The organism is Neoaquamicrobium microcysteis, from assembly GCF_008180155.1.
GTDB classification, from domain to species: domain Bacteria; phylum Pseudomonadota; class Alphaproteobacteria; order Rhizobiales; family Rhizobiaceae; genus Aerobium; species Aerobium microcysteis.
Genome location: NZ_VSZS01000066.1, coordinates 262,557 through 280,690, shown reverse-complemented (window position 1 = coordinate 280,690; position 18,134 = coordinate 262,557). Strand labels below are relative to the sequence as shown.

General features: G+C 64.0%; 21 protein-coding genes. 12 read left to right on the top strand and 9 right to left on the bottom strand.

All coding sequences use genetic code 11. The features are described 5' to 3' along the window. The first annotated feature begins 152 nt into the window (after positions 1–152). From FY036_RS18450 to FY036_RS18410, 9 genes are read left to right on the top strand one after another with little or no spacing between them, the layout of a single operon-like run. A complete protein-coding gene (locus FY036_RS18450) occupies positions 153–1,175 on the top strand; it encodes a TRAP transporter substrate-binding protein (protein ID WP_148916226.1) in 1,023 nt (340 codons plus the stop codon). Between the two features lie 57 nt (positions 1,176–1,232). Next, positions 1,233–1,727 (top strand): TRAP transporter small permease, encoded by a 495-nt coding sequence (locus tag FY036_RS18445; protein ID WP_148916225.1) that lies wholly within the window; start codon positions 1,233–1,235, stop codon positions 1,725–1,727. Positions 1,728–1,732: 5 nt separating this feature from the next. Continuing rightward, entirely contained in the window at positions 1,733–3,016 is a 1,284-nt protein-coding gene (locus tag FY036_RS18440) for a TRAP transporter large permease (RefSeq protein ID WP_148916224.1), read from the top strand. A gap of 11 nt (positions 3,017–3,027) precedes the next feature. Continuing rightward, the gene (locus tag FY036_RS18435; RefSeq protein ID WP_148916223.1) at positions 3,028–3,876 is read left to right on the top strand and encodes a dihydroorotate dehydrogenase electron transfer subunit; all 849 of its coding nucleotides are present in this window, start codon (positions 3,028–3,030) and stop codon (positions 3,874–3,876) included. Then, positions 3,870–4,814: a dihydroorotate dehydrogenase gene (locus FY036_RS18430; protein WP_148916222.1), complete on the top strand. Its 945-nt coding sequence runs from the start codon at positions 3,870–3,872 to the stop codon at positions 4,812–4,814. Before FY036_RS18435 ends, FY036_RS18430 begins: the two co-directional genes overlap by 7 nt. Then, entirely contained in the window at positions 4,811–6,094 is a 1,284-nt protein-coding gene (locus FY036_RS18425) for a Zn-dependent hydrolase (protein ID WP_148916221.1), read from the top strand. Before FY036_RS18430 ends, FY036_RS18425 begins: the two co-directional genes overlap by 4 nt. Then, positions 6,091–7,140 (top strand): dihydroorotase, encoded by a 1,050-nt coding sequence (gene pyrC, locus FY036_RS18420; protein ID WP_148916220.1) that lies wholly within the window; start codon positions 6,091–6,093, stop codon positions 7,138–7,140. The genes FY036_RS18425 and pyrC overlap by 4 nt, the downstream gene beginning before the upstream one ends. A gap of 52 nt (positions 7,141–7,192) precedes the next feature. Then, a complete protein-coding gene (locus tag FY036_RS18415) occupies positions 7,193–7,888 on the top strand; it encodes an orotate phosphoribosyltransferase (protein WP_148916219.1) in 696 nt (231 codons plus the stop codon). 18 nt (positions 7,889–7,906) lie between these two features. Next, positions 7,907–8,230 (top strand): hypothetical protein, encoded by a 324-nt coding sequence (locus FY036_RS18410; RefSeq protein WP_148916218.1) that lies wholly within the window; start codon positions 7,907–7,909, stop codon positions 8,228–8,230. A gap of 7 nt (positions 8,231–8,237) precedes the next feature. Here the strand turns inward: FY036_RS18410 and FY036_RS18405 are convergent, their stop codons facing one another. Genes FY036_RS18405 through coxB form a run of 3 tightly spaced genes read right to left on the bottom strand, consistent with a single transcriptional unit; the run spans position 8,238 to position 11,838 of the window. After that, positions 8,238–8,606, bottom strand: a complete 369-nt coding sequence (locus FY036_RS18405) for a hypothetical protein (RefSeq protein ID WP_148916217.1) — start codon at positions 8,604–8,606, stop codon at positions 8,238–8,240. After that, positions 8,603–11,116 (bottom strand): cytochrome c oxidase subunit I, encoded by a 2,514-nt coding sequence (ctaD, locus tag FY036_RS18400; protein ID WP_148916216.1) that lies wholly within the window; start codon positions 11,114–11,116, stop codon positions 8,603–8,605. The genes FY036_RS18405 and ctaD overlap by 4 nt, the downstream gene beginning before the upstream one ends. After that, positions 11,113–11,838, bottom strand: a complete 726-nt coding sequence (gene coxB / locus FY036_RS18395) for a cytochrome c oxidase subunit II (protein ID WP_148916215.1) — start codon at positions 11,836–11,838, stop codon at positions 11,113–11,115. Before coxB ends, ctaD begins: the two co-directional genes overlap by 4 nt. Positions 11,839–11,853: 15 nt before the next feature. Here coxB and FY036_RS18390 point away from each other — a divergent pair, with 15 nt between their 5' ends. Continuing rightward, a complete protein-coding gene (locus FY036_RS18390) occupies positions 11,854–12,354 on the top strand; it encodes a DUF2231 domain-containing protein (protein WP_148916214.1) in 501 nt (166 codons plus the stop codon). Here FY036_RS18390 and FY036_RS18385 read toward each other — a convergent pair. Continuing rightward, on the bottom strand, positions 12,335–12,829 hold the full coding sequence (locus tag FY036_RS18385) for a CopD family protein (RefSeq protein ID WP_148916213.1): 495 nt from the start codon (positions 12,827–12,829) through the stop codon (positions 12,335–12,337). The two genes, FY036_RS18390 and FY036_RS18385, sit on opposite strands and share 20 nt — an antisense overlap. After that, positions 12,826–13,554, bottom strand: a complete 729-nt coding sequence (locus FY036_RS18380; protein WP_148916212.1) for a cytochrome c oxidase assembly protein — start codon at positions 13,552–13,554, stop codon at positions 12,826–12,828. Before FY036_RS18380 ends, FY036_RS18385 begins: the two co-directional genes overlap by 4 nt. A gap of 156 nt (positions 13,555–13,710) precedes the next feature. Here FY036_RS18380 and FY036_RS18375 point away from each other — a divergent pair, with 156 nt between their 5' ends. Together FY036_RS18375 and FY036_RS18370 are read left to right on the top strand one after the other, a co-directional pair. Next, the gene (locus FY036_RS18375; RefSeq protein ID WP_148916211.1) at positions 13,711–14,679 is read left to right on the top strand and encodes a catechol 2,3-dioxygenase; all 969 of its coding nucleotides are present in this window, start codon (positions 13,711–13,713) and stop codon (positions 14,677–14,679) included. Between the two features lie 7 nt (positions 14,680–14,686). Next, a complete protein-coding gene (locus FY036_RS18370; protein WP_148916210.1) occupies positions 14,687–15,559 on the top strand; it encodes an NAD(P)-dependent oxidoreductase in 873 nt (290 codons plus the stop codon). Between the two features lie 3 nt (positions 15,560–15,562). Here the strand turns inward: FY036_RS18370 and soxZ are convergent, their stop codons facing one another. The 4 genes from soxZ to FY036_RS18350 form a co-directional block, all read right to left on the bottom strand. Then, on the bottom strand, positions 15,563–15,886 hold the full coding sequence (gene soxZ, locus FY036_RS18365; RefSeq protein ID WP_148916209.1) for a thiosulfate oxidation carrier complex protein SoxZ: 324 nt from the start codon (positions 15,884–15,886) through the stop codon (positions 15,563–15,565). A gap of 18 nt (positions 15,887–15,904) precedes the next feature. After that, positions 15,905–16,351, bottom strand: a complete 447-nt coding sequence (locus tag FY036_RS18360; protein WP_148916208.1) for a thiosulfate oxidation carrier protein SoxY — start codon at positions 16,349–16,351, stop codon at positions 15,905–15,907. 121 nt (positions 16,352–16,472) lie between these two features. After that, on the bottom strand, positions 16,473–17,747 hold the full coding sequence (locus tag FY036_RS18355; RefSeq protein WP_148916207.1) for an NAD(P)/FAD-dependent oxidoreductase: 1,275 nt from the start codon (positions 17,745–17,747) through the stop codon (positions 16,473–16,475). Positions 17,748–17,779: 32 nt separating this feature from the next. Beyond that, positions 17,780–18,118 carry a c-type cytochrome gene (locus FY036_RS18350; protein WP_328593110.1) on the bottom strand — a complete coding sequence of 113 codons (339 nt, stop codon included), beginning with the start codon at positions 18,116–18,118 and terminating at the stop codon, positions 17,780–17,782. Between the last annotated feature and the right edge of the window lie 16 nt (positions 18,119–18,134).

The following is an 18,134-nucleotide window of genomic DNA, read 5'->3' as shown; positions in this document are numbered from 1 at the left end:
ATCATTGTCAACGAATCCTCTCACATCCGTGCTGTCGGATCAATTATTGGACTAATCTCATTTTCGTCTCATTTTTGAGAATTGCGATTGACAGGCGCCTGAGCCCTCCATACCGTCACCTCCTTCGTAGCCCCAACAACAAGAGGTGGAACATGAACAGGGTAGTCCGCAACTTCAGATCGCTCGCTCTTTCGACCGTCATCAGCCTGACCGCCGCCTCCGCGGCATGGTCGGCGGATTTCGTCGCCAAGATCGGTCATCTCGAGTCCGCGCAGCAGTCGCGCCACATACATCTGGAAAAGGTCGCCGCCCTGGTGGCAGAGCGTACCAACGGCGCTGTCGAGTTCCAGCTTTTTCCGCAGGGCCAGCTCGGCCAGCAGCGTGAGATGACGGAAGGCGTGCAGCTCGGCACGCTCGAAGCCACCGTCGCGCCCGCGGCCTTCCTCGGCGGCTTCAACCCGCTCGTTTCCATCCTCGACATTCCCTTCCTGCTGCCGGAAGACGCGGAAGCAGCGCAGGCCATCCGCGGCGGCGCGTTCGGCGATGCGCTGTGCGATTCCTTCTCGACGCGCGGCGTCGTCTGCCTCACCCTGTGGCCCAACGGCAAGAAGCACTTCACGTCGAGCAGGCCGCTTGCAAGCGTCGATGATTTCGCCGGCCAGAAGTTCCGCGTGATGGATTCCAACATCCTGATCGAGCAGTTCAACGCGCTGGGCGCATCCGCCATCGCACTGCCCTTCGGCGAGCTCTACACCGCGCTCCAGACCGGCGTCGTCGATGCACAGGAGAACCCGCTCGATACCATCCAGCGCATGAAGTACTACGAAGTCCAGAAGCACCTGGTCATCTCCGACCACGGCGCGATGGAAGATGTCGTGCTGTTCAACCCCGCCTTCTGGAACAGCCTCCCCGAAGAGCACCAGACGGTGATCGTCGAGGCGTTCGAGGAAGTCATCCCCGAACTCATCGCCCACAAGGACGAGGCCGTGAAGGCCGCTCTGGAAGAGATCACCGCGTCCGGCATCGACATCCGCGAGATGACCGCCGAGGAAAAGGAAGCCTTCCGCGAGAAGATGTATCCCGCCACGCGTGAAGCGTTCCTCAGCCGCACCGGCGATGAGGGCAAGGCGCTGATCGAAGTGTACGAGCGCGAATACGAAGCCCTCGCCCAGTAAAACCACTGCGGCGTTCTGCATGCGGGACGCCGCTGTTCACCTTCCGAGGAGCGGGCCATGAAGGCGCTTTCCATTTTGCGGACCGCCGAGCGGATCGCCATCGTCGCGATCTTCCTCATCATGGTCGCGCTGTACTTCCTCAATGTCGTGGGCCGACAGTTCGGGGGCACGCTGGCCACCAACCTCGCATGGATCGAGGAGGCCGTCCGCTTGATGAGCCTGTTCCTTGTGTTCCTCGCGCTGGGGCTGGCGCTTGAGAAGGGTCGCCATGTCGGCGTCCACACATGGCGCGACGGCATTGCCGCGGCAACCCGCCTGCCCGTGCGCAGGATCATCGACGCAGTCGGCGTTATCTTCAGCCTCTACCTCGCCTGGCTCGGCTATCAGATGACCGTCTTTGTACACTCGATGGGCCAGACCAGCCCGACCCTGAATATGCCGATCTTCTGGATGTATCTCGCGCCCACCATCGGCTTCATCCTGCTGGCCCTGCGCTACGGGCTCAGCTTTTTCGGGGTGATCGACCGCTATTCCGCGCAGGACAAGGAGTAAGGCGCATGTTGCTCGCTGTTGTCGTAGCCACCGCCATAGCCCTTCTCGTCCTGGGCTTCGAGATGTTGCTGGTGCTGGGTGTCCCCGCGCTGATGGTCAAGGAGTTCTTCTACGGAACCCTGCCGGATCCCGTCGCCGTGCAGAAGATCGTGGGTGGCATCAACCACTCTACTCTGCTGGCGATCCCCTTCTTCATCCTCGCCGCCGAACTGATGGGCGGCGGCCAGATATCCGCCCGCCTCACCGGTATGGCCAGCGCGTTCCTCGGCCATTTCCGCGGCGGCCCGGGTTACACCACCATCGGCGGCTCACTGGCATTCGGTTCCGTTTCCGGCTCCGCGCCGGCCACTGTGGCCGCCATGGGCCGCATGGTCTATCCCGACCTGCGCGCGAAGGGTTTCAGCGACAAGTTCAGCCTCGGGCTCATCGCCTCCGCAGCCGAAACGTCCCTGCTGCTGCCACCCTCCATTACCCTCATCATCTACGGCTGGATGACGGGAACCTCGGTCGCCAAGCTGTTCATCGCCGGCATCGTGCCGGGGCTGGTGCTGGCGCTCTCCTTTGCCATCCTTGTCGCCATCGAGGCGCGCAGGAACGGCATCGAAGGCGGCGAGCGCACGAGCTGGCGCGAGAGGTTGACTGCGGTATCGCGCGCCGCGTGGGCGCTCGGCATGCCCGTCATCATCCTCGGCGGCATCTATACAGGCTACTTCACGCCTACTGAAGCGGCCGCCGTCAGCGTCGTCTATGCGATCTTCGTCGAGACGGTCATCTTCCGCAGCCTCAACCTGCGCAAGCTCTTCGAGATAACCGAGCGTGCGGCCCTCTCCACCGCCATCATCTTCATCCTGCTGGCGCTGGGTGGCCTGCTCTCATACTTCGTCACGCTGGCGCAGGTGCCGAGCCACATCCTGTCGTTCATCGACACCGTCAACGCCGGTCCGATCGTCTTTCTCATCATCGTCAACGTCGTGTTTCTCGTCGTCGGCATGTTCGTCGATCCCAACTCGGCGCTGCTGATCCTCGTTCCGCCGCTCTACCCGGTCGCCATGGCGCTGGGCATCGACCCCGTACACTTCGGCGTCATCGTCACGCTCAACATCACCATCGGCATGATAACGCCGCCCTTCGGCCTCGATCTCTTCGTCGCCGCCTCGACGCTGTCGAAACCGGTGATGGTCATCATCTCGGGGATCGGCCCCTTCATCGTAGCCAACCTCGCAACCCTGATGGTCATCACCTACGTTCCGCCCGTCTCCACCTTCCTGCCCAATCTGTTGCTCGGATAGCGGTGACGATCATGGCACTTCATGCAACAACAGCCGCCGCGATCTCGCCGGCGAACGCGCCCGCCGTTTTCGAACGCGATCTGGAGGTTTTGTCGAACGAGCCGGTGAATGGCGAGTACATGCGGCTGGTGCTGCGTGCACCCGCCGCCCTGCTGCAACAATGCCGCGCGGGCCAGTTCTTTCACCTGCTCTGCCCGGTGGTCGGCGGCGAGCGGCCCTATCTGCGCCGGCCGATGAGCATCTACGGTTTCTACCCTGAGAGGGAAGAGCTGCATTTCCTCTACAAGGTCACGGGTGAAGGCACCCGCGCGCTGTTTCATCTAGGCCCCGATGACAGGCTCAACGTGCTTGGACCCTTGGGTCAGGGCTTCAGCATAGAGGACGACTGGAACCACCTCGTCCTCGTCGCGCGCGGCGTCGGCCTCGCCACGCTCGCTCCGCTGGCGCTGGAAGCGAAGCGCCTCGGACGAAAGCTCACCGCGATCTGCAGCGCCCGCAGCCCGGACGTCTTGATGTCCATCGACTACTTCCGCGATCTCGGCGCGGACATAGTCACCGTCACCGATGCTGAAAACACCGCCGGCGTCGACAATCTCGAGCGCATCATCGAGGAACTGATCGCAGACAAGGGCGTGGACGCCTTCTACACCTGTGGTTCCAACCGCTTGCTGCGCCTGCTTCAGAATCTGGGCGAGCGCCACGACATCCCCGGAGAGATCGCGCTGGAACAGCAGATGGCCTGCGGGCTGGGCATGTGCCACTGCTGTGTCAGACCTTTCCGCAAGGACGGCAGGCAGGTCAATCTGCGCGTCTGCCGCGAAGGCCCGGTCTTCGACATGCAGGAGGCCATGCCGTGGTAGACCTGTCCGTAGACATCGGCTCCCTTCGTCTGAAAAACCCGATCATGCCTGCCTCGGGCACGTTTTCGGAAGACCTGGCCGACGTATTCGACCTCGACACCCTCGGCGCGCACGTCACCAAGACGATCACGCGCGGCTGGCGCGACGGCAACCCGACCCCGCGCGTCTGCGAAGTCTCCGGCTCGATGCTCAATTCGATCGGCATCCCCAGCAAGGGCGTCGGCGCCTTCATCGAGAAGACGATACCTTTTTACCGCGCCTACAAGGCCCCCCTCGTCGTCAGCATTTCGGGCAACACCGCCGACGAGTTCGCGGCCCTCTGCTCTGAGGTCACCGTCGAAGGCGTCGACGCCATTGAGGTCAACATCTCGTGCCCCAACATCGAGGAAGACGGCAAGGCCTTCGCCATCCGTCCGTCCTCGACCTACGACGTGATGTGCAAGCTGCGCAGGGCGACGCACCTGCCGCTGTGGGCCAAGCTGACGCCCAACACCGGCGAGACGCCGGAAGTCGCGCGTGCCGCCGAAGAAGGCGGGGCCGATGCGCTCGTGGTCGCCAACACGCTGCTGGCCATGGCCATCGACGTGCGCACGCGCCGTCCGAAGCTCGGCAACCTCATGGGCGGCCTTTCCGGTCCTTCGCTGAAGCCGATCGCGCTGCGCATGGCGTATCAATGCGCCAAGGCCGCGAACATCCCCGTCATCGGCTGCGGCGGCATCTCGAATGCCGAGGACGTGCTGGAGTTCCTGATCGCGGGCGCCAGCGCCGTGCAGGTCGGCACCGCCACCTTCATCAACCCCACGATCATGCCGTCCATCATCGCCGATCTTCAGGCCCGCCTTGAAAGCGAAGGCATCGCCTCTGTCCGCGATCTCGTCGGCACCGTCATCGACGGCGAGCAGAATGAGGGCGTCGTCTTCATGGAAACGGCCCCATGAGCGCGCTGGCCGCCGCCGACAGCAACGACCGCGAGCTCGACATCGAGACGGCGCGCTACCTGTTCGAGGAAATCGCGGCCCTCACCCCCGACACGCAGGGCGTCAGCCGTCCGGCTTTCTCGCAGGTCGAGACCGAGACGCTGCGCTTCCTCGAGGATTTCGCCCGCGGTCACGGCCTCGAGGTCTGGTACGACGCGGGCGCGAACGCCAATTTCAGCCTGCCCGCCGATCGCGGCGCCGAACGTTTCGTCGTCGTCGGTTCACATGTCGACAGCGTGCCGTATGGCGGCAATTTCGACGGGCTGGCGGGCGTTGTCGCAGGCCTCGTCTGCCTCGTGCGCGCGCACCGGCGCGGTGAGCGCTTCGCACGGCCCGTCCACGTGCTTGCCATGCGCGGCGAGGAAAGCGCCTGGTTCGGCCCCTGCTACATCGGCTCCAAGGCGCTCACAGGCACACTCGGCGAATCGGAGCTCAAGGCGTCACACAAGGGCGACGGCCGCACGCTCGACGATCACATGGCCGATATCGGCCTGCCGATGGACAAGGTACGCGCCGGCACGCCCCTCATCGACGTGTCCGCCATCGAGGCCTATCTCGAACTGCATATCGAGCAGGGCCCCCTGCTGGTCGGCAAGGACATTCCCGCCGCCGTAGTCTCCGGCATTCGCGGCAATTTCCGTCATCGCAAGGTGCGCTGCATCGGCGAGGCGGGCCATTCCGGCGCGGTGCCCAAGGCGTATCGGCGCGACGCCGTGCTGGCAATGGCGGACCTTTTGGTGCGCATGGACGAAAGCTGGTCCACCATCCTCAACATGGGCGACGATCTGGTGCTAACCAGCGGCATGGTCGGCACCGACCCGCAAATCCATGCCATGTCCAAGATTCCCGAGGAAGTCTGCTTCAGCCTCGACATCCGCAGCCAGAGCGCACGCACGTTGGACGATATGCGCCGCCTGCTCAAGGCCGAGATGCGGCAGGTGGAGAAGGAGCGCAAGGTGCGCTTCGAGCTCGACGAGGAGATGCGCGTAGAGCCCGCAATGTGCGACTCCGATCTGGTCGAGGGCCTCAAGGCGGCGATGGAGCGCACTGGACAGGAACCCTTCGTCATGCCAAGCGGCGGTGGCCATGACGCGGCCGTGTTTTCGGCGGCAGGCATCCCTTCGGCGATGGTGTTCGTGCGCAACCGCAACGGATCGCACAACCCGCACGAGGCGATGGAGCTGCCCGACTTCGCGGACGCCACCGACATCGTCTACGAATTTCTCGCGAGGCACCGATGACCACCCTCACCATCCGCAAGCCCGACGACTGGCATGTCCACCTGCGTGACGGCGCGATGCTGCAGGCGGTCGCCCGCCATACGGCCGATCATTTCGCCCGCGCCATCATCATGCCCAATCTGGTTCCGCCCGTGGTCACCCGGGCGGATGCCGCCGCCTACCGCAAGCGCATCATGGCCGCCCTGCCCGCGGGGTCCGACTTCCAGCCGCTGATGACGCTCTACCTCACCGAGGAAACCGACGCTGCCGATCTCGTCGGCGCGTTCGAGGCCGGCGAGATCACGGCAGTGAAGCTCTACCCCGCCGGCGCCACCACCAACTCGCAGAGCGGCGTCCGCAACATCGAGAACGTCTACCCGGTGCTGGAGCGTATGGCCAAGGCCGGCGTGCCGCTGTGCGTGCACGGCGAGGTCACCGATGCCTCCATCGACATCTTCGACCGGGAAGCCGTCTTCATAGACCGCGTCCTGGACCCGATGCGCCGCGCCGTTCCCGGCCTGCGCGTGGTCATGGAGCACGTGACCACGAAGGACGGGGTCGATTACGCCCTCTCGCAGGCCGAAAATCTCGGCGCGACCATCACCACCCATCACCTCATCATCAACCGCAACGCGATCCTGGCCGGCGGCATCCGCCCTCACTACTACTGCCTGCCCGTCGCCAAGCGCGAGCTTCACCGTCAGGCATTGCGCAAGGCCGCCACTTCCGGCGACCGCCGCTTCTTTCTCGGCACCGATTCCGCGCCCCACATCGATCCGCTCAAGGAATGCGCGTGCGGTTGCGCCGGCATTTTCTCATCCATCAACACGATGGGATGCCTTGCACATGTGTTCGAAGAGGAAGGCGCGCTCGACCGGCTTGAGGCCTTCGTTTCGCTTAATGGACCGGCCTTCTACAGCCTGCCGGCGAACGAAGTGCGCGTAACGCTGAAGAAGCACGAAGAGCCGCAGAAATTCCCCGCCAGGATCGACACTGGCGAAGGCGCTGTCACCGTCTTCGATCCGATGTTCCCGATCCACTGGAATCTGGCTTCCGAGGCTGGCTAGAGCGGAGTGAAGTTGATAGCGAGAGTTCCCGGTCAACTTTTGGGGTGAAGCCATGTTCTCCAACACATTTCCAGATCGTGCGGTGATTTCAGAGACGGTGGCCAAGATGCTGCTGGAGATCAACGCCGTCCATTTCCGCGCCGACCAGCCCTATACCTTCACCTCCGGTCTCGCGAGCCCGGTCTATATCGACTGCCGCAAGCTGATTTCCTATCCGCGCATCCGCTCCGCGATCATGGATTTCGCCGCCTCGGTCATCTTCCGCAATGTCGGCTTCGAGCAGTTCGACGCGGTTGCTGGCGGCGAGACTGCAGGCATCCCTTTTGCGGCATGGCTCTCCGACCGGATGGGCCTGCCGATGCAGTATGTGCGCAAGAAGCCCAAGGGCTTCGGCCGTGACGCGCAGATCGAGGGTACGCTGGCAGAAGGCGCGCGCGTCCTTCTGGTCGAGGATCTGACGACCGACGGCGGCAGCAAGATCAAGTTCGCCGAGGCGATCGCCAGGACCGGGGCGCGCGTCACCGACACCTTCGCCGTCTTCTACTACGACATCTTCCCCGACACGCCTCAGAAGCTGGAGGCGGCCGGCATGCGCCTGCACTATCTCGCGACGTGGTGGGACATCCTGCGGGTCTGCAAGGAGCAGAAGCGCTTCTCCGACGACACCATTGCCGAAGTGGAGAAGTTCCTGAACGGGCCGGTGCAGTGGTCGGCCAACCATGGCGGCATATCGGAATTGCCGCGCTAGCAACCAGGGAATCGCATCATGTTTGATACGCTTGTGAAGGGGTTGAACGAACAGGGCGGAAGCGTGCGCGCTTACGAAGCGTGCGCACGCGCCGCGCGCGGCCGCATCGCTGCCGAGCCGGAAAACGCGGCCGCCCTCTTCCTCATCGCCTTCGCCGCGCAGCGTTTCGTCGACGCCTACGACGATCAGCCGCTGACGGTCGAAGCAGCAGGCGAGGAGATGGAGCAGTTCAGCTCGTTCGTCTCGGCGCTGGACGCGGGCTGGGCCGCCGGTACGGCCGAAGCCAGGCTCGATGCGCTCAACAAGGTCGCGGCACAGATCACCGCCACCGCGCGAAGCTGATCCACCGTCAGTAGCAGGCAGTCAGTGCAAACACGCCTGCGAACGAAAACACCGTAGAGCCGAGGGCGGCGACAGCCGCCCAGTATCCGACCCACCGGACGAAGTGGCCGCCCGCGCCCTCGCGCGGAAAGGGCGGGCGCAGGCCGACGGCCAGAGCCACCCCTGCCGCAACATGCACGGCAAACAGCACCAGAAGCTGAAGGCGCTGAACCGATATCCCGGCGACCGCGTCGATGCGGTCCCACCCAAAGCGGCACCCCACGGAAAGCATTCCATAGAGCGCGATGAACGCGACCGCCCAGATGGTGAAACCTGCCGCCATCAGCAGCAGTCTCGCATTGCGCCCGTGCGCCATCTTCGCCGCGGGGCTGCTCATCGCGCACTCCCCACCAGCCAGGCGGTGGCGAACACCGCCAGAACGGCGATCGCGCCGGTAACGGCCGAATAGTCGTGCCACAGCTTGCCGATCCTCAGGTCGAGGCTGCGGGCTTGCGAAAGGTAGCCGCCCCTCTCCCGCCACAGCCCGTGGCCCGCGAATATCAGCCCCAGTCCCGAGCGCACGGCGGCATAGATCAGCGTCACGAAGGCGGTGGCGTAGTGCGCATGCGCGGTCGGATCGTCGATGCCCGCCGCCATGGAAGCCAGGAGCACGATCGCGGCAAGATGCGACGCACATGCCAGCATCAGCCAGACCGAAGGAGAGTTGCCTGCTGTCAACGCGGCCAGCGCCCCTCTGCCGCCAAGGGCCGCGCTGCCCAGCGCAACCAGGCACAAGACCGGCAGGATCGTGCCCGGAGAAACCGCATCCGGCGGCGGCCACCCCGGCGCGACCAGCCAGAGAAACAGCGCGCCAAACAGCAGCGAGGCGAACAGCGTGCCCTCGGCCGCGATGCAGAACACCATCGCCCACCATGAAGGTGGCCGCTCGGTTTCCCAGTGGGGTGCGGCAACCTCTCCTCGCCCGATCGGAAGCGCGCCCACATCTTCCCGCGCGCCCATGCCCTGCGTCCACGCCAGCAGCGAAGCAACCGCAAGCGCCAGCGCCGCCAGCGACAGCCAGTAGAACTTGAACAGCAGGCACAGCACGAACGCGCCGGTGGCAAGCCCGCTCCACAGCGGCTTGAAGGTCTGGTTCGGCAGCACGAGAAGCTGGTCCGGCCGCCCGCTGGTCATGTCGACGGTAAGGGTCTCCAGCCAGCCATTGCGCGTAAAGCCCAGATAGCCGCTGCCGCCTGCCAGTTCCGCCCCGAGCTTGTCGGCATCCAGCCGGTCGGCACGGTCCTCGATATGCGGCAGCGAGCCGAAAGCATAGGAAGTGGGCGGCGTGGGCATGGCCCATTCAGGTGTGCGTGCGTTCCACGGATTGCGCCGGAAAGCCTTTCCGAAGCGTACCTGCACCACCAGATCGACCACGAACAGCGCGAAGCCGATGGTCATCAGGAAGCTGCCGACGGACGAGATCAGGTTCAACCAGTCCCAGCCCGCTTCTACCGGATAGAACGCGACGCGGCGCGGCATGCCGAGAAGCCCGGTCAGGTGCATCAGGAAGAAGGTGAGATTGAACCCGCCGAAGATCAGCCAGAAGGCTGGAACCGAAAGCCGGTGGTCCGAAACCCTGCCCGTGAAATGCGGCAGCCAGTAGTAGGCGGCCGCCATCATCGGAAACACGAAACCGCCCACCAGCACGTAGTGCAGGTGCGCCACCACGAAATGGGTGTCGTGTGCCTGCCAGTTGAACGGCACCATCGCCAGCATGACGCCCGTCAATCCACCCAGCACGAAGACGAAGAAGAAACCGCCGAGATAGAGCATCGGCACGTCGTAGCGTGGTCGCCCCTGCGCCAGCGTCGCGATCCACGCGAAGATCTGCACAGCTGTCGGCACGGCCACCAGCCCGCTCGCGGCTGAAAAGAATGCCAGCGCCAGATGCGGTATCCCCACGGTGAACATGTGATGCACCCACAGCCCGAAGGACAGGAAGGCGACGGCGATGACCGCAACGATGATCGCGCGGTAGCCGACCAGTTCGTGCCTTGCGAATGTCGGGATCATCATCGACACCGCGCCCGCTGCCGGCAGGAAGATGATGTAGACCTCGGGGTGGCCGAACAGCCAGAACAGGTGCTGCCACAGCAGCGAGTCCCCGCCCCGTGTCGGGTCGAAGAACGGCAGTCCGAATGCGCGCTCGAGCTCCAGCAGGATCGACCCGAGGATGAGCGGCGGGAAGCCGAACAGCATCATCAGCGCGGTAATCAGCAGATACCACGCCATGATCGGCATCCGGTCGATCGACATGCCCGGCGCGCGCACCTTCAGAACCGTGACGACGATCTCCACCGCAGCAGCCAGCGCCGAGATTTCGACGAAGGTGATGCCCAGCAGCCAGACATCGGCATTGATGCCCGGCGTGTAGGTGGACGATGAGAGCGGCGTGTACATGAACCAGCCGCTATCGGGCGCGACGCCGGCCAGCATCGCGCAGATCAGGATCGACCCGCCGAAGATATAACACCAGAAACCGTATGCGGTGAGGCGCGGGAATGCGAGGTCGCGCGCGCCCAGCAGCTTCGGCAGGAGATAGATCGCGAACCCCTCGAACATCGGGATCGCGAACAGGAACATCATCACCGTGCCGTGCATGGTGAATATCTGGCCGTAGATTTCAGGACCGACGAAGGCCGTCTGCGATGTGGCGATCTGCACGCGGATGAGCATCGCCAGCAGCCCACCGATGGCGAAGAACACGAAGGCCGCCACGATGAAGCGCTTGCCCAGCACGGTATGGTTGACGGCCGAAAGCCTGCCCCAGCCGGCAGGCGTATCCCACAGCGCGGCTAGCTCCTTGTGCAGGCGGATAGGGTTCGGGCTTGCCTGCTCGATGCTCATTGCCCGCCCTCCCCATTGCCGAGTTCATCGACGCTCGCCAAGAAATCCTCTTCCTCATGGGCCTCGACGGTGAAGGTCATCACCGTGTGGCCCGGCCCGCAGAACTCGGCGCAGACGCCGCCGAATGTCCCCGGCCGGTCGGCGCGCAGCCTCACCACATTCTCATGTCCGGGTATCGCGTCGATCTTGCCGCCCAGCCGGGGTATCCAGAAGGAGTGGATCACGTCCTCGCTCGTCACCGCGAAATCGACGTCCCGGCCGGCCGGCATGTGCAGCCGGTCGAAGGAGGTTTCGCCGTCCGGATAGCGGAATTCCCACTGCCACTGGCGCGCCACTGCCTCGATGCGCAGGGGGGCCGGATCACGCGGCGTGGCCAGCAATCGCTCGCCGAGAACGAACGCCGCGATGACCAGCAATACGAGGTTGGATAGCGGAAAGAAAATTCCGCCCCATCGGATCATACCCTCGGGCCCCAATCTGCGAAGCGGAGCGGGCCGAAAAAGCGCCATGGCAAGCACCGCGCTGACCGCGACGAAGATGGCCGCACTCCCGTAGAACATCACCCACCACAGCGTCGCCGCCCCCCGTGCCGAAGGCCCTTCGGGCTCCAGCGCCGACAAGGGCCCGCTGCAGCCGGCGAGAAACAGCGTGCAAGCCACCGCCGCACCTGCAAAAATACCTTTTGGCGGGAACCCGGCGCCTGCTGCCGCGCTTTTCTGCATCGAAGGAGACGCCTGATGAACGAAACCCGCGACCGCAGCAATCCGGTGATCGAGGAAGTGGCCGACGAGGCCGTGGCCTCCGCAGTCGCTGTCGCGGGCCACCCGATCCATGCGATGAGCGTGCATTTTCCCATCGCGCTGGTCATCGCGACTTTGGGCTGCGACGTGTTCTACTGGTGGACAGCCGATCCGTTCTGGCTGCGCGCCGGCCTGTGGTCGGCCGGTTTCGCCTTCGCGGCCGGCATCGGCGCGGGCATTGTCGGCACGGCCGAACTGCTTCTCGTTCCAGGCATCCGCATCCGGGTGGCAAGCTGGACCCACGCAATAGCGGCCATGACCTTGATCGCAATCGCCGGCATGAACTGGGGTGTCCGTCTGGTCGACGAGAACGCCGTCCTGCCGCATGGCCTCATGCTGTCGGTTCTGGCCAGCATCTTCACAGGACTGGCGGGCTGGCATGGCGGCAAGCTTGTGTTCGATCACGGCATCGGCCTCATCATCTCTGAAAAGGATTGAGGCCTTCGACGATGCGGCGGAGCGCGCCCGGCTCCGACATCGCCTCGGGAAGGAGGTTGGGTATCGCCGGCTTGGCGAGCACAACGACGAGGATCGCCCCGACGATCAGCAGCGTCACGACCGTCACAGCCACGAACCGCCAGACCGGATAGACATTGCCCTTCTCGAAAAGACGGATGATGACCAGCCCCGTCAGGATATGCACCGTCACCATGACGCCGACGAAAACCAGCTTGACGGAGAACCACGGCTCGAAACTCTCCTGCATGAAGATCAGCGCCGTGCCGCTGCCCACCGCCAGGAACGCCGCCGGGGAGACCAGCGCCACGTACATGAAGCGCACCATCCCCTGCAGCCGGTGAAGCGACGCATCGTCCGGCAGGTGCGCACGCTGGACATAAAGGCCCGGCAGGCAGATCAGACCGGCGCTCCAGATGGCGATTGCGGCGATGTGAAGGGTCTTCACCCATATCATCGTGCCACAGTCTCCAGCCGCCGCGGCGTGAGCCGCGCGGCGAAAAGGAGAAGCGCGGCAAGAAGATACGGGAGCGCCGCCGGCACCCACATGATAAGCCCGGCGAGCTGCTGGTCTTCGAGCGGCGAAAGCCCGAACGGCCCGGTGGTCAGGAAATGCGGTTGGTAGAGCGGCTTCTGCGCGAATGTCAGCAGCGCTCCCAGCATGCCCATCTGGATGACGGTCGCCAGCAGCGCCAGCATTGCTGCGCCTATGTTGGCGCGCTCCGCGAAGATGCCGCGCCACAGCAACACGCCAGTCCCAAGCAGGCTCGCCTGCATCAGCCAGTAGAGCACCGCCGAATAGATCGCGGCGGAATAGATGTCGGGCACATGCCAGAACCACACCGTCGCCGCGTGGAGGCCGGCAAGCCATGACAGCGGAATGCGAACTTCAAGCTCCCTGTCCGCGAAGGCAAGTGCCAGAAGCGGCGCGGCCACGGCGACCAGAAGAATGTGATGAGCCACGCGGGCCGAAAACAGCGCAGTCGTAAGCGCGCACAGAGGCGAAACAAAAAGCAGGAATATGAGACCGACGGCGGTCCAAAGCGGCAGGCCCCCCTTCCGCGTCACATGCATATGCAACGCACCCAGCACAACGCACAGGCCAAGTGCCACCGGGTCCGGATTCCAGGCCCAGAACAACGAGGCCGGCGTCGGGGCCGGTCCGCAATAGGCTTCGATCATGCAGTTATCGCCCTCTTTCCTGCACTACGCGAACGCGGCAACTGCAGATTGGTTCCGCGCCTCCCGAAAGCAAAGGAAATTCATCGACAATCGGCCGCGCCACCCTCTACAAAAACGGCGTGCCGCAACTGACCCACGATGCGGCGGGAGGAACGCATGAACGAGAATGAACCCTGTTTCGATGTCGCGCATCTGGGCCATGTCGAGCTTTTCACCGACAAGCCGGAAGAGAGCCTGAATTTCTTCGTCAACGTCTACGGGCTGACGGAAAGCGGACGCGACGGCAATTCCGTCTATCTGCGCGCTTTCGACGACTACGAGTTCCATACGCTAAAGCTCACTACTGCAAAGACGACCGGCGTGGGCCATATCGCCTATCGCACATCCTCACAGGCGGCACTGGAACGCCGGGTGAAGGTGATCGAGCAAATGGGCTGCGGCATCGGCTGGACGGAGGGCGACCTCGGCCATGGCCGCGCCTACCGGTTCAACGACCCGGACGGCCACATATTCGAGCTCTACTACGAAACACGCATCTATGAGGCGCCGGCGGAAGAGCGACCCGCACTCAAGAACATCGCCCAGCGATACCACGGCCGTGGCGTCGGCGTACGCCGGATCGACCACCTCAACCTGCTGGCCAGAGATGTACAGGTCATCCGCGACTTCATGACCAAGGCGCTCGGCAGCCGCGTGACAGAGCAAATCCAGCTCGACAACGGAAGGCTCGGCGGCTGCTGGTTCACGGTCAACAACAAAAGCTACGACATCGCCTACACGGAAGATCATTCCGGCGAGAGCGGACGCTTTCACCATATCACCTACGCCGTCGACCAGCGCGAGGACGTGCTGCGGGCGGCGGACATATTCCTCGAGAACGGCGTCTTTATCGAGACGGGGCCGCACAAGCACGCCATTCAGGGCACGTTCTTCCTCTACGTCTATGAACCGGCCGGAAACCGGGTGGAGGTGGCCAATGCCGGCGCGAGGCTGATCTTGCGCCCCGACTGGCCGACCGTCACCTGGACGGAAGCCGAGCGAAAGAAGGGCCAGGCCTGGGGCCTGAAAACCATCGAGAGCTTCCACACCCACGGCACGCCGCCCATCGGCGCGAAGAAGGAGTAGGCCGGCCATGAAGATCGGCTTCATCGGCTTCGGCGAGGCCGCGCGGGCGTTTCAGCAAAGCCTTGTTTCTGTAAGGCATGACCTGACCTTCGGCGCCTATGACCTGCTGTTCGACGCCCAGGGCATCGAGGGTGCATGTGCCGCTGCCGCGCGCGACCAAGATGTGGAGATCGTTCACTCGCAGGATTTGTCGGGATGCGACTGGATCATCAGCGCGGTGACGGCAGACCAGAGCCTCGAAGCGGCTGAGGCAGCCAGCGCGTGGCTGCGCGCGGGCCAGATCTATTTCGACATCAACTCCGTCTCGCCGCAGCGAAAGCGCGACAGCGCGGCACTGGTGGCATCCGCCGGCGCGACCTATCTGGATATGGCGGTGATGGCACCGGTTCACCCCAGAGGTCACCGCACCCCGACCCTGATTGCCGGCTCGGCACCGAATGGAGTGACGGAAGCGCTGGGCGCACTCGATTTCAACTTCGAGGTCGTCGGAACGGAGCCAGGACGGGCCACCGCGATCAAGATGGTGCGCAGCCTGTTCGTGAAGGGCATGGAGGCGATCACCGTCGAAACGCTGCTTGCGGCGGAAGCGTCAGGTTGCCTCGACTATGTGATGAACTCTCTCGGCGGCTCATTTCCGGGCCTGGGCTGGCCAGATTTCGCCCGCTATCAGTTCGAGCGCACGCTGACCCACGGCAAACGGCGCGCCGCTGAAATGCGCGAGAGTGCCGTCACCATGCGCACGCTTGGCCTCAACGACGCTCTCGCAGACGCCATCGCCGACACTCAGGACAGGATGGGTGCGTTGAAGTCACAGGCCCCTGCAGAAGACCTAGACCTTGGGACGTTGGTTCGCGTGCTTGCGCCAATGCGCCGGTCGTGACCTTCAGCTGACCTCGATGCGCTGCTCGTCCATATAGACCGAGCCGTCATCGTCGGCCCAGGTGAACGTGAAGGTGCCGCTTTCCGTCGCCTTCACCGAGAACTCGAAATACGGGTTGGCCGAAATCGCAGGGGCAAGGTCGCAAGAGAACACCGGATGGCCGTTGAACGCACAAGTAAACGTGTTGATGATGCGGCGCGGGATTAGGTTACCGGCGTTGTCGCGCCGCTGGCCGGATTCCATCTGATGACTGATGAGCGCGCGGATGAGAACCGCCTCGCCTTTGGTTGCGGTTTCCGGAACCCGGACACGTGGTCTTGCAGACATGGTGATCTCCTGAAGGCCTCAGCCGGTGCAACCGCCGACAGTAACGCTGATGTCGCGCCGATCGACGATGAACGAGCCGTCGGCCATCTTCGCTACCGCCGTCAGCGTCTGCGACTGCGCCAGCCTGATGCGGGTCGTGGCGGCGGCGGCCGCACTCAGCCCCGTGAAATGGAAGGTCGCGACTTCCGGACGCGGGTTGCCGTCCGCGACGATGATTACGCTCTCGACGAGGTCATCTCCTTCCATGGCGCTCTCGACCTCGAAGGAAACCGGCACGGCATTGCCGTTGTCGGCAACGTCCGGAACGGTAAGCACGATCCGGCCCGCCTGCGGCTCCGCCCCGCCGGTAAATGCGGAAACGACGGCCTCGGCTTCCTCGGTCGACGCATAGGCAGGCATCCTCGCCATCGCCGCAGCCGAAATGCCGAGCGTGACAACGAGCGCCTGTCGTCTGGTCATCGTCATTGTCATTCCAGTTGTCCCTTTTCCATCTCGTCCCAGATAGGCAGGAAACGCCTCTGCGACCAGTCACAAACGCGCGAAGGCGGCGGTATCTCCGCCGCCTCCGGTGTCGGATAACGAATGTTTAGGCGAAGGTGTCCTCGATGATGCCGGAATACCAGCCAATCGACTCTTCATAGGTTTCCTTGCGCAGTTCGGCGCTCTCGCCCGGCTGGCTGACGAACGCGTCAAGCGCCGTGATCTTGCCGTCCTGCGGCTCATACTGCGCACCAACCTTCACGCCGTCGTCGGTCTCGATCAGCGACCAGCAGGTGTTGGAATAGCGGGCCGGGAAGGCCTGCGCATCCGTCAGGTCGGCACGGATGTTGAGCGCGGCCACCTTGGCCTGGCTGTTGGCCGAGAAGCCGGACTTCGGCATGTCGCCCGCGATCGATGCATCGCCGATGACGTAGATCGCCTCGTCTATCGTCGAGCGCATCGAGCCCGCGTCGATCGGCGCCCAGCCGGCCTCGTTGGTGACGCCTGCATCGATTGCGATCGCGCCGGCCCGCTGCGCAGGAATGATGTTCAGCAGCGCGCCTTCGAACGTATCGAGGTCGGTTTCGACCGTGCCGGCGGCAACATCAACGCTCTTCAACCCGCCATGGACATCCGGGCCGTACCACTCGACCATGCCGGGATAGTGCTTCTCCCAGCCCTCTGTGAACAGGGCCTGCTTGGAGAAGGTCTCCTTGGGGTCGATGACGAAAATCTTCGACTGGGTGAAGCCCTTCTTCTTGAGCACATGCGCGAACATCGAGACGCGCTCGTACGGTCCGGGCGGGCAGCGGTAGGGGTTCGGCGGCGCGACCATCACGATGTTCTGGCCATCCTCGACTGCATCCAGCTTTTCCTTGAGAAGCTGCGTCTGCGCGCCGGCCTTCCACGCATGGGGCGCTATCTCTGCCGCCTCCTCCGAATAGCCGGGCACCGAATCGTAGATCACGTCGATGCCGGGGGCCAGAACCAGCCGGTCGTAGGGCACGGTCGAACCGTCGGCGAGCGTGACGGTCTTTGCCTCGCGGTCCACCGAAACCGCCCTGCCAGTCACCTTGTTGATGCCATAGGCGGACGCCAGCTGGTCGTAGCTGTGCGTGATCGACTCAAAGGTGCGGAAATCGCCGAGATAGAGGTTCGAGAAGAAGCAGGTGGTGAAGGTCTCGCCGTCGTTTATCAGCGTGACGTCGATTGCGCCGGCCGAATCCTTGGCGACATACTTCGCCACGGTCGCGCCGCCGGGGCCGCCGCCAATGACGACGACGCGCGGCTTGTCCTGCGCGCGCAGATAGGCAGGCATCGCAAGCGTCGATGCGCCCGCCCCCAGCAACAGCCCGAATTGTCTTCTGGTCAATCCGTTCATCGTTCTCTCCTGTTTGCCCGTTGTCCTGAGTTTCATGGTTTCTGATCGGCGAAGTGTGCGGCGAGCGCGGCAATTTCCGCATCGCCCAACCTGGCGACACGTACGACCATCACCTCGTTTTCGCGAATGCCGAGCTTGTATTCGATCAGCGCGTTGACGGTGTAGTCCGCTGGCAGACCGGCGATCGGCGGGATGCCGTCGGAGCCGCCAGACGCGCGGTGGCAGGTCGCGCAGTCACCCGCCAGATAGGCGCCGTAGGCAGGATCTGGAGACAGTTTGAGGATCGCCGCAACGCGTTCGTCAGCTTCGGCGCGCAGGCTATCTTCCTCGGTGCCGGACGCCACGGCCGTCATCGCCGCAAGCGATGCCACCAAGGCAACGCGCCTC

Coding starts and splice junctions, on each gene's coding strand:
- FY036_RS18450 (WP_148916226.1), top strand. CDS start 153: ATGAACAGGGTAGTCCGCAACTTCAGATCGCTCGCTCTTTCGACCGTC.
- FY036_RS18445 (WP_148916225.1), top strand. CDS start 1,233: ATGAAGGCGCTTTCCATTTTGCGGACCGCCGAGCGGATCGCCATCGTC.
- FY036_RS18440 (WP_148916224.1), top strand. CDS start 1,733: ATGTTGCTCGCTGTTGTCGTAGCCACCGCCATAGCCCTTCTCGTCCTG.
- FY036_RS18435 (WP_148916223.1), top strand. CDS start 3,028: ATGGCACTTCATGCAACAACAGCCGCCGCGATCTCGCCGGCGAACGCG.
- FY036_RS18425 (WP_148916221.1), top strand. CDS start 4,811: ATGAGCGCGCTGGCCGCCGCCGACAGCAACGACCGCGAGCTCGACATC.
- pyrC (WP_148916220.1), top strand. CDS start 6,091: ATGACCACCCTCACCATCCGCAAGCCCGACGACTGGCATGTCCACCTG.
- FY036_RS18415 (WP_148916219.1), top strand. CDS start 7,193: ATGTTCTCCAACACATTTCCAGATCGTGCGGTGATTTCAGAGACGGTG.
- FY036_RS18410 (WP_148916218.1), top strand. CDS start 7,907: ATGTTTGATACGCTTGTGAAGGGGTTGAACGAACAGGGCGGAAGCGTG.
- FY036_RS18405 (WP_148916217.1), bottom strand. CDS start 8,606: ATGAGCAGCCCCGCGGCGAAGATGGCGCACGGGCGCAATGCGAGACTG.
- ctaD (WP_148916216.1), bottom strand. CDS start 11,116: ATGAGCATCGAGCAGGCAAGCCCGAACCCTATCCGCCTGCACAAGGAG.
- coxB (WP_148916215.1), bottom strand. CDS start 11,838: ATGCAGAAAAGCGCGGCAGCAGGCGCCGGGTTCCCGCCAAAAGGTATT.
- FY036_RS18390 (WP_148916214.1), top strand. CDS start 11,854: ATGAACGAAACCCGCGACCGCAGCAATCCGGTGATCGAGGAAGTGGCC.
- FY036_RS18385 (WP_148916213.1), bottom strand. CDS start 12,829: ATGATATGGGTGAAGACCCTTCACATCGCCGCAATCGCCATCTGGAGC.
- FY036_RS18380 (WP_148916212.1), bottom strand. CDS start 13,554: ATGATCGAAGCCTATTGCGGACCGGCCCCGACGCCGGCCTCGTTGTTC.
- FY036_RS18375 (WP_148916211.1), top strand. CDS start 13,711: ATGAACGAGAATGAACCCTGTTTCGATGTCGCGCATCTGGGCCATGTC.
- FY036_RS18370 (WP_148916210.1), top strand. CDS start 14,687: ATGAAGATCGGCTTCATCGGCTTCGGCGAGGCCGCGCGGGCGTTTCAG.
- soxZ (WP_148916209.1), bottom strand. CDS start 15,886: ATGTCTGCAAGACCACGTGTCCGGGTTCCGGAAACCGCAACCAAAGGC.
- FY036_RS18360 (WP_148916208.1), bottom strand. CDS start 16,351: ATGACGATGACCAGACGACAGGCGCTCGTTGTCACGCTCGGCATTTCG.
- FY036_RS18355 (WP_148916207.1), bottom strand. CDS start 17,747: ATGAACGGATTGACCAGAAGACAATTCGGGCTGTTGCTGGGGGCGGGC.